The 14,397-nt window shown below is 42.4% G+C and carries 10 protein-coding genes; 5 read left to right on the top strand and 5 right to left on the bottom strand.

Annotated features, from left to right (window positions below):
* Positions 1-2 precede the first annotated feature (2 nt).
* Entirely contained in the window at positions 3-3,755 is a 3,753-nt protein-coding gene (locus tag CDG62_RS17540) for a UvrD-helicase domain-containing protein (RefSeq protein ID WP_087527034.1), read from the top strand.
* 39 nt (positions 3,756-3,794) lie between these two features.
* Positions 3,795-5,579, top strand: coding sequence for an exodeoxyribonuclease V subunit alpha (gene recD / locus CDG62_RS17535; protein WP_087527033.1), 1,785 nt, complete (start codon positions 3,795-3,797; stop codon positions 5,577-5,579).
* Positions 5,580-6,280: 701 nt separating this feature from the next.
* Here recD and CDG62_RS17530 read toward each other — a convergent pair.
* Positions 6,281-7,579: a serine hydrolase domain-containing protein gene (locus CDG62_RS17530; protein ID WP_087527032.1), complete on the bottom strand. Its 1,299-nt coding sequence runs from the start codon at positions 7,577-7,579 to the stop codon at positions 6,281-6,283.
* 251 nt (positions 7,580-7,830) lie between these two features.
* Here CDG62_RS17530 and rpsO point away from each other — a divergent pair, with 251 nt between their 5' ends.
* From rpsO to CDG62_RS17515, 3 genes are all read left to right on the top strand, one after another.
* Positions 7,831-8,100 (top strand): 30S ribosomal protein S15, encoded by a 270-nt coding sequence (gene rpsO, locus CDG62_RS17525; protein WP_004692669.1) that lies wholly within the window; start codon positions 7,831-7,833, stop codon positions 8,098-8,100.
* 273 nt (positions 8,101-8,373) lie between these two features.
* Entirely contained in the window at positions 8,374-10,461 is a 2,088-nt protein-coding gene (gene pnp / locus CDG62_RS17520) for a polyribonucleotide nucleotidyltransferase (RefSeq protein ID WP_171405763.1), read from the top strand.
* Between the two features lie 140 nt (positions 10,462-10,601).
* Positions 10,602-11,837 (top strand): magnesium transporter CorA family protein, encoded by a 1,236-nt coding sequence (locus CDG62_RS17515; RefSeq protein WP_087527030.1) that lies wholly within the window; start codon positions 10,602-10,604, stop codon positions 11,835-11,837.
* 119 nt (positions 11,838-11,956) lie between these two features.
* Here CDG62_RS17515 and CDG62_RS17510 read toward each other — a convergent pair whose 3' ends face one another.
* The 4 genes from CDG62_RS17510 to CDG62_RS17495 all read right to left on the bottom strand — a co-directional run bounded on the left by CDG62_RS17510 (position 11,957) and on the right by CDG62_RS17495 (position 14,207).
* Positions 11,957-12,217: a YdcH family protein gene (locus CDG62_RS17510; protein WP_004692664.1), complete on the bottom strand. Its 261-nt coding sequence runs from the start codon at positions 12,215-12,217 to the stop codon at positions 11,957-11,959.
* 73 nt (positions 12,218-12,290) lie between these two features.
* Positions 12,291-12,647 carry a chaperone modulator CbpM gene (locus CDG62_RS17505; protein WP_004978810.1) on the bottom strand — a complete coding sequence of 119 codons (357 nt, stop codon included), beginning with the start codon at positions 12,645-12,647 and terminating at the stop codon, positions 12,291-12,293.
* 10 nt (positions 12,648-12,657) lie between these two features.
* Positions 12,658-13,611 carry a DnaJ C-terminal domain-containing protein gene (locus CDG62_RS17500; protein WP_087527029.1) on the bottom strand — a complete coding sequence of 318 codons (954 nt, stop codon included), beginning with the start codon at positions 13,609-13,611 and terminating at the stop codon, positions 12,658-12,660.
* A gap of 143 nt (positions 13,612-13,754) precedes the next feature.
* Positions 13,755-14,207 carry a DUF2147 domain-containing protein gene (locus CDG62_RS17495; RefSeq protein WP_087527028.1) on the bottom strand — a complete coding sequence of 151 codons (453 nt, stop codon included), beginning with the start codon at positions 14,205-14,207 and terminating at the stop codon, positions 13,755-13,757.
* Between the last annotated feature and the right edge of the window lie 190 nt (positions 14,208-14,397).

The following is a 14,397-nucleotide window of genomic DNA, read 5'->3' as shown; positions in this document are numbered from 1 at the left end:
TCATGACAGCCCAGTCTCAGGTCACTCCATCGAACATGTCTTATCAACCCATTGCCGATATGAGCTTTCAGGGCTTGCATTGGATTGAAGCTTCAGCAGGCACAGGCAAGACTTTTACTTTATCCAGTTTAATGGTACGCATTTTTCTCGGGGCCTATTTGCCGAATCAGGTGATTGCAACCACTTTCACCCGTGCTGCCGCTGCGGAGCTGAAAAGTCGTGTTCGGGCACGCTTGATTGAAACCTTACGTTATTTTGAAGGTTGTCAAAGTCTAACCGAGCGAGAAATACAGGCCAAAATTTCCGCAGAGCAAGATCCGCTTTTTATCAAAGTACTCACAGACTATGCCCAACGGGTTGGTTTCGCTCAAGAGCGTTTGAAGTTAGTGATTGACCAGTTAGATGAGTTATTTGTCGGGACATTGGACAGTTTTAGTCAAAAGCTACTGCGTGAGTTTTCTTTTGAAAGTGGCAAGATTGAGCGTGCAGATATCACTGATGATGCGCAGAGTTATACTCAACAGCTCATTCATGACGTGTTGCGCGAGTGGATTCAGGCACAGTCGCAGCCTGTGGTGAATTATTTACTGTTAAAACAAAAATTAAAAACCGAACAGGCTTATGTGCCGATTGTCGAAAATAGTTTGAACTTTGCATCAGCACAGTTTCAACAGGTGGAAAAACCTGCACTTGATTTGACACAATTTGAACAGGCCATTGATCAATTTACTGCGCTGGATGTGACGCAAATTGAAAGCTTGAAGGACTATTATGCCCCTGAGGGGCAGTACCACGCGGTGTTAGGGAAAAAGTGGCGCACTGATGCTTTGATGGAGCGTATTTTATGTCAGGACTTACCTGCTTTTTTGACTGCACTGAAAGAGCAACGGGCTTATGCTTTATTTGCGCCACATTTTGAAAAAACCTTAAAGCACTTGACCGACCTCGCGACGAAAAAAGTCTTAAACAAATGTGCCGTGGATGTATTGGAACAGTTTGAACAGCATCCAGTGTGGCGACAGGTGCGCAGTTTCCTAGAGGCGTTGGCAGAGCTAGAGCTTAATTTGGATGTGCTGGATGCGTATTTAAAATATCACTTAAGCTCCGAGGTGAAAAAGCGTTTACCGCAAGTGTTGCAGCAAAAGAGTGAAACGACCTTTGCCCAACAAATTCGGACCTTGTCAGAAGCTTTACAGGGCGAGCAGGGCAGGCGCTTTGCCCAGTTTGTACAGGCACGCTATCCACTCATTTTAGTGGATGAGTTTCAAGACACCAACCAAGACCAAGATGACATGCTAGCGCGGATTTGGCGTGATGCACAGCGCTATCCTCAAGGCTGTATGATTATGGTCGGTGATCCGAAACAAGCTATTTATGGCTTTCGTGGGGGGGACATGCTGACCTATAACAAAGCGCGTTTAGATGTTTTGGCAAAGCAAGGTCGGCAGTATAGTTTGAAATATAATCATCGCTCTGTGCAAAAACTGGTACAGGTGGTGGATGCTTTATTCCAACGCCAACAGGACTTTGGTGAGCAGGTCTATTATCAGCCTGTAGAAGCAGGGACTCGACCCCATCCCGCTTTGGTCGATGCACAGGGTGAAAACCATGTTCCGCTGCGTTGGCTGTTACTTGAAGATAAAAAGAATGAAGCTCAACAAGTGGCATGGAAAATTCGTGATTTAATCAACCAAGGCATTCAACAGCAACTGTATGTGGCAGATGATCCGCCACAGTTTATGGGGGCAAATGATATCGCGGTGTTGTCGAAAAACCATGATGGCTTGGACAAAGTTCAGTTTGAACTAGAGCGTTTGGGAATTTTGGTCAACCGTCCGTCTAAACGCAGTGTATTTGAAAGTCAGGTCGCAAAAGATGTCGGTGCGCTATTGACCGCAATGATGCATCCTTTTGATGAAGCCAAAGTTCGCCGTGCGCTTTTGAGCAGGCTATTGGCAATTGATTTAAAACAGTTACTGGAACTGGAAAAGCAAGCCAACGGTCTGAGCCAGTTTATGGCGGATTTTGATGACATCCGCGACATGTGGATCAATAAAGGCTTTTTAAGTGCATGGCAGTACGCTTTAAACCTGTTTAAAGTGTGGAAAAACTTGGTGGCTTACCAAAGCCGAGATAACGAACGGACTGTGGTCAATCTACGGCATTTGACTGAGTTATTGAGTCAGCATAGTGAGCAGTTTCAAGGCGCGCAGAAACTGTATCATTGGTATCTCAAACAGTTACATTTACCTGCGGAACGTGAGTGGGAGCTGGAGCGTAAACTCTCCAATGCCACAGGTGTACAGTTGATGACCATTCATCAGTCCAAAGGTCTAGAGTTTAAAATCGTGTTCTTGCTGGGTGCCGACAAAGACTTTAAGGAAATGAATAAAACCTTAAACTTTTCAACGCTGGAACAGATCAATCCGAATACAGGTCAGAGCGAGTTACAGCGCATTGTTGCGGTAAATGATGCCAATCTGTTAGATCCCGCCGCGATTGCTCAACACAATGAACGAGCTGAAGCAGAACAGCATCGCTTATGGTACGTCGCATTGACCCGTGCCAGCCATCGCGTATATGCCTTAATGCAAGATCAGGAATTAAAATCAAATACGGCATTGGCATTTTGGCGGGGCCAAGCAGGTAATCTGTTTGAGCATCCTGCCAGTGGTGATGAGATGTTGCTGATTGAAAAGCCGATCCGTTTACAGCCAGCGGAGCAGCAAGAGGTGATTCAGTTGCAAGCTTTGGCCTTTCCTGAACAGCGTTTTTATCCACGTTCCAAAACCAGTTTTAGCGCGTTGGCACAGCATTTGAGTCGTAAAGAGGCAATGGATGCCTTGGCGGTTTTGAGCGAGAAAGTGGGCAGTGCGGATGATGAGATCAATCATCCTGTACTTGAGAATGTGGAGCTGAGTCAGCCTTTGGCGTGGATTAAACGGCAGTTTCCAATGGGGACGACTGCGGGAACTTTCCTGCACGAAATTTTCGAGCATATTGACTTTCAGGACTCACGTGACTGGGGACTGGAAATTCATCGTCGTTTTAAAAATGATAGCCCCTTATTGTGGCAAGAGTTATTGGGCAAATATCAACTCGAATTTGGGCAGGATGATGAAACTCAATTGGTGCTGTGGATGCAAGAGTGGTTAGCAGATGTGCTCGAAACGCCTTTGCATGCAGGTTTTCAGTTGAAGCAACTCAAAGCCGATGAACACTTGGCTGAATTTCCTTTTTATTTGTCCTTGTCCGATCATGTGTTGGCGATTAAACGCATACAGGCATTGTTTCAAGAATACGGCATTGAGCTACTCGACTTAAATGAAGCCAATTCTGCTCGTTATCTGACCGGTTCGATTGATTTGGTTTATTTTGATGGTCAGCGTTATCACATTGCCGATTATAAAAGTAATTTCTTAGGGGCAGATCAGCAGAGCTATAGTTATGACGCAATCCAATTGAATATGTCACATGCCAGTTATTGGTTACAGGCGGGCTTGTATTTGGTGGCTTTGCATCGTTATTTATCAGTGAATTTGCTGGACTATGACATTGAAGAACATCTGGGGCAGGCGAGTTATCTCTATTTGAGAGGAATGAATGGGCAGCCTAATCAAGGGGTTTTAAGTTGGTGTGCCAGCCCAGAGTTTATTTTAAGACTAGATGCCATTTTGGGTTGTTTTGCTGAGGATACTTCTACTGAAAATCATGTAGGCAAAACTGCTGAATTAAGTGAAATTAGTCACCTATAAACAAACAATTAAGCTGTGGATAACTTTGAGGATAACCGTGTGGAAAATGTGTGTAAAGCCACTATTGATCAGGCTGTCGAGATAGATACATGGTTAACGCGTTGGAGTCAGTTTATTCAGCAGTCACCGCTAAGTAAAACAGGCCCCACCGAAGCCCGAAGTGAAGTGATTCAACAGGTCCTTGAAGCCATGCTACGCGGTGAGAGTTGTATTTCGGTTTCAGCTGAAGCTACCACTGTCTTAAATGATCTGATGATAGATGAACAGCAGGCACAGCAACAAAAAGCACCGTTTGTCTATGATCAGGGACAATTATATTTGTATCGCTATTGGGCTTTAGAGCAGTCGTTGGCCGAGCAAGTAGCACGGTTAAAACTGCAAAATTTAACGCAAGTTGATCTTTCAGCTTATGCCGATTTACTTGAAGATCCCTATCAAAAACAGGCTTTGGCTATGGTGGCTGAGCAGGCACTTGCGATCATTACAGGGGGGCCGGGCACAGGGAAAACCTATACCTTGGCGCGGATTATTGCGGTGCTCAAGCAAAGTTTACCTGATATTCGTATTGCGATGGCTGCACCGACAGGTAAGGCGGCACAGCGGATGAAAGAAGCCCTTCAGAACTCTTTTCAGGATGAAAAGTTACAAGACTTCATCACCCCAGATTTGAAAAATTTAAACCCTGTGACATTGCATCGACTCTTGGGCCTAGGAAACACGCAGCAACCGCGTTTTCATAGCAGACAACCTTTACCTTATGATGTGATTGTCGTTGATGAAGCTTCCATGTTGGATTTAAATTTGGCACAGATGCTCTTTGCTGCTATGCCGAATCAAGCCCGTTTGATTTTATTGGGAGATGCCGATCAGTTGGCTTCGGTCGATGTCGGTTCTGTGCTCGCCGATTTACAACAGGTTCCAGCTTTGGCTGAAAATAGAGTCAATTTGGTCAATAGTCGTCGTTTCAAATCAGATGCACGGATTGGAAAGTTAGCACAATTTATTCAACAGCAATCGTGTTTTGACTTAATGACGCATCCTGCCGAAAAACAGACCGTATTGCATAATTTTCAACAGCAAGTGGTACATGCCACGACCTTGAAAGCGGTTGAATTGGATCAGGTCGAGGTTGATTATCTACAACTTGAATTATTGCCGGAGCAGGCTTTATCTGCAGAGCAGTTACAACATTATTATGATCTGTTGATGCTCGGCTTTCAGGGCTATATCGAAGCTTTAAAGCAATATCAGCAAAATCCTAATGAGTCTCTCGTATCCAAAGTAGTTCAATGTTTTGATGATTATCGAATTCTTGCTGCGATACGTCATGGGCATTTCGGCTTAAAACAGCTGAATTTGCAAATTGAGCAACGTTTATTGGAACAATCAAAACAAATTAAACAAGGTGAATGGTACTTGGGACGTCCAGTGATGATGACCTATAACGACTATCAACTGGGCTTGTCGAACGGAGACATTGGCCTGTGCTTAGAGCGTATTCAACAAGGCAAGTTGCAATTTGAGGTGTATTTCCCCAGCTTGGATAAATGGGTAGCTGCAACACGATTACCCAAAAATATTGAAACAGCTTTTGCGCTGACCATTCACAAATCGCAAGGCTCTGAGTTCACCCATACTGCGGTGGTGTTAGATCGGCAGGCTGAAAAATTACTCAGTAAAGAGTTGATTTATACTGCAATTACGCGGGCGAAAAAAGTCGTCAGTTTACTGGTCGATGCCGATGCATTCGTACATGCTATGGTCACGCGCACTACCCGAGAAAGTGGTCTTTCAAGAAAAATTAACCAACAAATTCAATTATGAAGTTTTAATAAACAAATAAGGGTTTTGTACGAAATAGCTTACAGGGATTCAGGCGATTTGCGCATAGAGCTTTGCTGAGGATTTTGAGAAGATGGCTTCACATAAAGAGCTCAACACGGAATGTTGAGTATAATCGCAAAAAGATAATAATAACGTCAGTAGACAGCGAACTTACAGTGAAGTAGGTGAAAGAGGAAACTTACAGCCGCTAAGCCTTGTAGTTTTGGGAGAGACTACAAGGCTTTTTTATATCTGATAAATTGTCATAATGTGACAAAAAATAACCATTTATTCGTCGAAGCAAAAAATACAGTCATAGATTGAATCTTGAAGAGATACCGTCACAAGATTACACAGGTTATGATTCTTTAGATTAAGTATAAATATTTTTAAGTTTTTGTTTTTTATTTGATTAAAAATTTTACTATGAAGTGTTTAAAATAATTTTAGCTTCAATAATGGAGGAAATGAGAATTTTATGTAAGCAATCGCTTACATGAAGATGCGTGAAATACGACTTTTTTCCTCTGTGTAATGTGGCAAAATGTGTCACATAAGGATGTAAATAATTAAACATGGAATGTTTAATACAAGACGCGGAAAAGCGCAATTATTATAATGATAACCAAAACAACAAGAACAAAAACAAAAGAAAACTACAGCGCAAAAAAGCCCAAGTTTACTTGGGCTTTTTTTTATGCTCAGACTAAATCTGTTTCGGTGCGATCCGTTGCAAATAAGGAGCGACGTTGGTGCTTTAAGATTTTGGGACAATGTTTTGAGATTTGATAAAGTGTTTTCGCTAAAGCGGGTAAATGGGTCCCAACGACGGATTTTCCTGTGGTTAACAGTGATACACTAATATCTCGTTCTGGATCGGCCCAGCAGAGAATATTGGAAAACCCGAGATGTCCAAAGGCTTGCCCAGTCATGGGTCCAAATAACCCAATAGGGTTACTCCCTAACATTGGGCCTAAGGCATAACGCATTGGGACTAATAATGTCCGATCTAAACTGACGCCTGACGTAGCCAATGTCGAGCGAAATACTGTTTGAGCACTCATGATTTGTTTGCCTTGGTATTCGCCGCCACTCAAGAGCATTTCAAAGAAACGTCCAGCTTGTTCGGCACTGGTATAAATGTTGCCCGCTGGGCAAATTGTGTCCATAAAGCGCGCATCATTGGTTACATCGACCGCCAACTGTAAACCACCACCCAGTACCCGATTGAGATAATGGTCTGTACCTAAACGTGGATGTAAACCTGTGGCATAGTTTAAAGCGACATCTGCTCGATACTCGGGTTTTAAACCATAGTTAAAATAATCTAAGCCCATGGGGTTTTCGACATTTTCAGCAAGAAATTCGCGGGCCGTTTGACCTGTGACCCGCTTAATAATTTCCCCTAAAATATAACCTGACGTCACGGCGTGATACGCCAGATGTGTACCCGAAGCTGAAACGGGTTGTGCAGCATAAAGGCGTTCTAAAATTTGATCTTCATTAAACAACAGTTCAGGTGTGACTTTGCTATCAATACGCGGAATGCCACCACGATGAGCGAGCAAATGGAAAATGGTGGCACGACGTTTTCCGTTTACGCCATATTCGGGAATATAATGGCTAATTGGATCGAGTAAATTCAGATCACCGCGTTCATCCAACATATGAATCAGCATGGCTGTAACGATTTTAGAGGCGGAAAATAAGCAAACTGGGGTATCGGGTGTGCCAATTTTCGCATTTGGCGCTAAACCATCGGGTGAGTTGCCTTGCGCATAACCAATGCTGCGATTTAACAATATTTGTCCCTGACGACGTAAACAGAGGCTGATGAAAGGGTAGTTTCCTGTTTTATATAGGGCCTCTACACTGGCCCAAATACTCTGAATTTGTGCGTCATTCATGCCACCCAGGGTAGCGGAGACCTCATCCTTAGAACGAATCACGTGGTTAAGGTCATGGGGGATATAACAGGTATTGGCAGATAAAATTTTCACAAATTTCTCTCTATTCTTCGTTTTTATTAGATTTGAGTCTGATATTGAAAATCAGAATTGTCATTATTGTGCATGATTTGTGCAAAGCCGTCAGTTGCTGAATTGACTGCGAACATAAAACATTTTTGCAATATAGCGCTAGATCCCTTAAAATAATGCCTTGCTGTAGTGATGCACGGCAGTCAACTTGGTTTTGAAGAATCAATTTGATTTGTATCAAATGTAACTTATAAGCATCTCGGAGAAATCGAATGGCTTTAACAAACGCAGATCGCGCAGAGATCATTGCTAAATTTGCTCGCGCTGAAAACGACACTGGTTCACCAGAGGTTCAAGTAGCTCTTTTAACTGCTCAAATCAATGACTTACAAGGTCACTTCAAAGAGCACAAACACGACCACCATAGCCGTCGCGGTTTAATCCGTATGGTTAACCAACGTCGTAAGCTTCTTGACTACCTTAAAGGTAAAGACGCTACTCGTTACAGCGACTTGATTGCTGCTTTAGGTTTACGTCGTTAATTCGATTAAACTTTTATTTTCGGGCTATCGCATCTTGAATGCTTTATCGCTGAAAAAAAAGTCTACCTCGCTTTCGCGAGGTAATGGGGAAGGGGCGAATGTTTCGCTCCTTCTTTGTGTCTTAAAATCATGTTTTTAATTTCTGGTGAGGTCGGCTTCTAAGCTTTGTCATTTCCACCGTTACTTGAAAAAAGTAATGTGAATGCCAAACCTTAGGGGTCTCCACTAGATAAATAACTGTTCAAAAGAACTAGGAAAAAACAATACATGTCTATGTTTAATATTATTCGTAAAGAATTCCAATATGGTCAACACACGGTTGTTTTAGAAACTGGTCGTGTTGCTCGTCAAGCAAACACTGTAGTGATCACGATGGGTGGTGTACAGGTTCTTGTTGCAATCGTTGCTCAACCAAAAGCAAAAGCAGGTCAAGACTTCTTCCCATTGACTGTTAACTACCAAGAAAAACAATATGCTGCAGGTCGTATCCCAGGTGGTTATGGAAAGCGTGAAGGTCGTCAGTCTGAAGCTGAAACTTTAATTTCACGTCTTATTGACCGTCCAATCCGTCCATTGTTCCCAGAAGGTTTCTACAACGAAATCCAAGTAACAGCGACTGTTATTTCTTCTGACAAAACCATGGAAGGCGATATCGCTGCAATGTTGGGTGCTTCTGCTGCAATGTCAATTGCTGGTGTTCCATTTGCAGGCCCAATCGCTGGTGCACGTGTTGGTTTAATCAACGGTGAATACATCCTTAACCCAACTTTAGAACAGCTTAAAGAATCTGATCTTGACCTTGTGGTTGCAGGTACTGAAGCTGCTGTATTGATGGTTGAATCTGAAGCGAAAGAACTTTCTGAAGACCAAATGTTAGGCGCTGTACTTTTCGGTCATGACGAAATGCAAATTGCAATTCAAGCAATTAAAGAGTTTGCAGCAGCTGCGGGCGCAGTTGAATCTACTTGGGTTGCGCCAGTTAAAAACGAAGAACTTCTTGGTAAATTGAAAGAAGCATTCGAAGCGAAAATCTCTGAAGCATACACAATTGCTGTTAAGCAAGACCGTTATGCAGCATTAGATGCGCTTCACGCTGAAGCTGTTGCTCAGTTTGTTCCTGAAGAAGATGAAACTGGTCTTGCTGCTGAAGTTGACGAATTATTTGAAGACTTAAAATACCGTACAGTACGTGACAACATCTTGTCTGGTAAGCCACGTATTGATGGTCGTGACACGAAAACTGTACGTGCAATTGACGTCCAAGTTGGCGTGTTAGATCGTGCTCACGGTTCTGCATTGTTCACACGTGGTGAAACTCAGGCATTGGTCACCACGACTTTAGGTAATACACGTGATGCGTTGATGGTTGATACCCTTGCAGGTACGAAAACTGACAACTTCATGTTGCACTACAACTTCCCTGCATACTCTGTCGGTGAAACTGGTCGTGAATCTGGTCCTAAGCGTCGTGAAATTGGTCACGGTCGTTTGGCGCGTCGTGGTGTTCAAGCTGTTCTTCCTGCGGCTGACCGCTTCCCGTACGTGATTCGTATCGTATCGGATATTACTGAATCAAACGGTTCATCTTCAATGGCTTCTGTATGTGGTGCTTCATTATCACTTATGGATGCAGGTGTTCCATTGAAAGCGCCAGTTGCAGGTATTGCAATGGGTCTAGTGAAAGAAGGCGAGCGTTTCGCAGTTCTTTCTGACATCTTAGGTGACGAAGATCACTTAGGTGACATGGACTTTAAAGTTGCAGGTTCTGCGAACGGTATTACTGCACTTCAAATGGATATCAAGATTGAAGGTATCACTGAAGAAATCATGGAAGCTGCATTGAACCAAGCATATGCAGGCCGTATGCATATCTTGAACGAAATGAACCAAGTGATTTCACGTGCGCGTCCTGAAATTTCAATGCATGCACCGACATTCCAAGTGATCAACATCAACCCAGACAAGATTCGTGATGTGATTGGTAAAGGTGGTGCGACCATTCGTGCTATTACTGAAGAAACCAAAGCTGCAATTGATATTGAAGACAATGGTACCGTTCGTGTATTTGGTGAAACGAAAGCTGCTGCGGCAGCTGCGGTTGCAAAAATCCAAGCACTGACTGCTGAAATTGAGCCAGGTACAATTTACGTTGGTAAAGTCATTCGTATCGTTGAATTCGGTGCGTTTGTTAACATTCTTCCAGGTACTGATGGCTTACTTCATATTTCACAAATCTCAAACGAGCGTATTGCAAACGTGGCAGACGTGTTGAAAGAAGGTCAAGAAATTAAGGTACAAGTTGCGGATGTAGACAACCGCGGTCGTATCAAATTGACAATGAAAGACATCGAACAAGTTTAATCTCTTGCCAATTCACATGGTGTTTCCCATGTGAATTGAGTTGTCTTAAAAGCCCTGAGCTTGGCCAAGGTAAACTTTGGCTTACTCAGGGCTTTTTTTATGGCATCATGCTGGCTAAGACAGACAATAATAAATGAGATATGCAAAGCTATTATTTCTATCAACATCCCACCGCACAGCATACCTATGTGCAGAAACAGCCAATTGCAGAGCAGGAAGCCGAGTTTATTTGGGTGGAGTGTAGCCGTGATGATGTGGTTAATCGGGCAGAACATTGGCAGCAGGACATTTATGCGGCCACGGGACTGTGGATGAATGAATATCATCTGCGTGACATTCTAAATTTAGAACATCCTTGTGCCTTTGACACTTTGGAAGATTATGACTTACTGATCTTTCGTAAGCTGATCACACCTGATGATCAAATCAAGCTTGATATTCAAGCGGCTGAAAAACATGAACGGGTTTTTGGTCTGGCGACGACCCCGATTAGCTTTATGCTCACGCCGCAAGTCTTGATTACGGTTAGAGAGCAGGGCAATAAAGAAGTTGAAAGCTATATTCAGCGGATGGAAACGGTGTTGAGCCGTCCGATTGAAGAACATAATAAGCCAAGAAAATTACCCGCAACGCCTTTAGATTTGGCCTTGAGACTACTCAATAACATGGTAGATGGTTATCTTGATTTACGTGTGCCACTGACACGTCGAGTAGAGTTTTGGCAGCAAGAGCTTTTACAAGGGCATCGCCGTTTTACCAAGTGGCATCAACTGTTGCAGGAGAATATGGCTTTCCAACAAGTGGAAAATTTGTGCGAAGAACAAATCGAAACTTTGCAAGAATTACGTGATGAAATTGTCGATAATTATTCGCACTTGAAAGGAAAAAAGCGTAGTGAAAAACAAGACATCATGCTGGTACGTGTCGATGATTTAACCAGTCATATTGAACGAATTCAGAAGCATACCATTCGCTTGAGAAATGCAGTTCAAGCAGCAATCGATCTACATTTTTCTGCCATAGCCAATCAAACCAATGAAAATATGCGGATTTTAGCCATTATTACTGCGATTTTTGCACCACTGACCTTACTGACAGGGGTGTATGGTATGAACTTTGAGTTTATTCCGGGGCTGAAGTCTCCAACAGGATTTTGGATCATGTTGGGTATTATGTTAATGACGACATTGATTTTACTGTATTATTTTTATCGACGCCATTTGGTTGGGCGTGGCGAAAAAAGTGTCATTGATATGTTGGCACAGCAGCATGCAGATCAACATATGAATTTGTTTTGGTTTATCGATTATGAACCAATCAAGCAAACCGTGAAGGGCACGATTAAAGATTTAGAGAAAATCACCAAATTAAAATAATTTGGTGATTTTCTACATAAACCACTAAAGCAAATGGGCTTTATGGTATTTCTTTACATGCTGACGCTATCCTTGTTCAATTTATTATTCGGATATGTAGGCGTCGCAGGGAGATTAATTTAAGAGGTTTTTAACTGGGCTCCTTTTAAAATCCGATAAAGCTGATCTTTAATGAACAACTTTTTGCGTTTGAGGGGCTCAATCTCTCCACGATGAATCCTGACAGGGTCTTGTTCGAGTAAACAAATTTCCTGATCGAGAGCTTCATGGTCGTCAAACATTTTAGAAAAATGTGGATTGTCTTCTCTAAGCTGTTGAATCATGTCTCGGTATTCAGGAAACATGAGCTTAGTCTTTTTATTACAAACTTTGAGTTTCATGGTTGCCGTCTAATCCTCTTATTCAAAAATAAAAAAAAGAAAGAAAGGCATGCGCCAATCTTTCTTTATAGAACTAGTGTTGAGTTGTTTGAACTGGGTCAGTGAGATGTAAATGTTTTACTTCACGACGAAGTTTTTGAACTTCCTCAATCAAATCCAGCATCATTGCGACTGCAGTAAAGCTGGCATCAAAGTCACGTTGTAAGCGATAGGCTCGCCGTGCACGTGAGACATCATCACCAAAAAATTGGTGAATGCGGTTATCGGGTCGGTTAGGCAGAATGTCATATTCCAACAGCTGTAAAACCCATTCAGGACTTTGTCCGCAGGCTTCAGCAAAATGCTTTAAATCAAAGCTATGTTGTTCATCAACAATTTCAGCGTGTCGACATCCGTCTAAAATAATTTCACGATATTGAATAGTCGTCATAATTTTCTCCTTAAGACTGACGCGGCTTAAAGTGAGGGAAGGTTTCAGCAAAGGCTTGGTAGGCTTGCTGTTCTTGCTCACTCTGCGCAGGAGGTTGAACAATGTTTAAAATTAAATATAAATGTCCTGCCGTTTTGGCTGGAATCCCCTGATCTTTTAAACGGAGTTGTTGCCCCGTTTTGGCATTTTTCGGAATTTGAATTTGTAATGTCCGACCATTGGGTAGTGTGGCGGTGATACTTTGCCCCAAAGCGGCTTCCCAAGGACTAATATTCAGTTGGTGATAGACATCAACTCCTTCAACGCGTGTGGTCTCCGTATCTTTGTAATAAATTTCGATATACAGGTCGCCATTTTCACCACCTTGAATACCAGACTGTCCTTGACCACTTAAGCGAATTTGTTGCCCTTCTTTCATGCCTTTGGGAATTTTAACTTCCAGCGTTTTGCGCTGAATCTCCGCTTCACCATAGGCATTTAAAGTGGGAATCTGTAAGGTAATGGTTTGGGTAGTACCGTGGAATCCAACCTCAAGATCGACCTCTAAACGTGCATGCTGGTCCTCGCCTTTATGGCGTGTGCTATTTTGGCGTTGATATTGATAGTTTGATCCTCCAAAACCTGAACCAAAACGGCCAAATAAGTCTTCAAATCCTGAAAAATCATGTATCTGTTGCCCGCCTTGGGTATTCCGAAATACTTCATCAAATCCACCAAAGCCTGCATTGGGGTTGAATTGGTGCGAGCCTTGTGGGTGATTGAGTTCAAAGTCATATTCAGCTTTTTTCGTTTCATCACTTAAGGTGTCATAGGCGACATTCAATTCTTGCATCCGCGCTTCAGCATCAGGCTCCTTACTGACATCGGGATGATACTTTCGTGCCAATTTTCGATAGGCTTTTTTAATTTGTTCGGCTGTCGCATCTCGCGTTAAACCGAGTATTTCATAATGGTTCTTCGGCATAAATAAGATTAAAAAAATTGATTAAGTTTTAATCATTATTCAGCCTTTCTGCAGATTTCAACAGTAAAGATATGTTCCTTATTGTTTCAAAACATGACAAGAAAAAGGCCCCAATGCAAGGGGCCTTGATAGATGAGGAATACTTAATATTTGACCCATGTGATGTTGCGTCCACCGCCATTTTCGATCGACGTTCCTCGAATTCGTAAGTGCTTACCATTGTTGCTGAGTCGTGCATATGCGTCATAACGTAGCCCTGAGAAAGGGTCGAGTAACTGACCATGGCTATAGGTTAAATCTTTGGGATCGTCTAATTGCAAATGGCTGAGCGTTGTCATGCCGATGATGGGCTGATTTTTATTGACACCATCACACTTGTTACAGATTTCTATTTTTACTGCACCTGGAATTTCACGTGTACTTACGATGACTGCTTTATAGCTATTCTTTTTGTCTTTTTCAATCATAACGTCACTGAGAGAGTATCCTGTTTTATCATCGATGGTTTTCCATTTACCGACCAAGGGATCGGTGGCTGCAAAACTGGAGAAGGCACATAAACTGCTGAGTACGAAAAGGCTGCAAGAAAACTTCATGATGATAAAACCCCAATGGAAGAAAAAATAAAGACATAAAAAAATTATGGGTTTATTTATAACGAAATTTAAGCAGTGTGACCAGTGAAATATCTATGAATAAAAGTGATGAATCATTTGAATTATCTTATTTTTATGAGAACGAAGGCGTAAAAAAGAGCAGCTATGCTGCTCTTTTTTATTGCTCATG

Source organism: Acinetobacter sp. WCHA55 (assembly GCF_002165305.2).
In the GTDB taxonomy this organism is placed as follows: domain Bacteria; phylum Pseudomonadota; class Gammaproteobacteria; order Pseudomonadales; family Moraxellaceae; genus Acinetobacter.
This window is presented reverse-complemented; position numbering and strand designations above follow the sequence as displayed.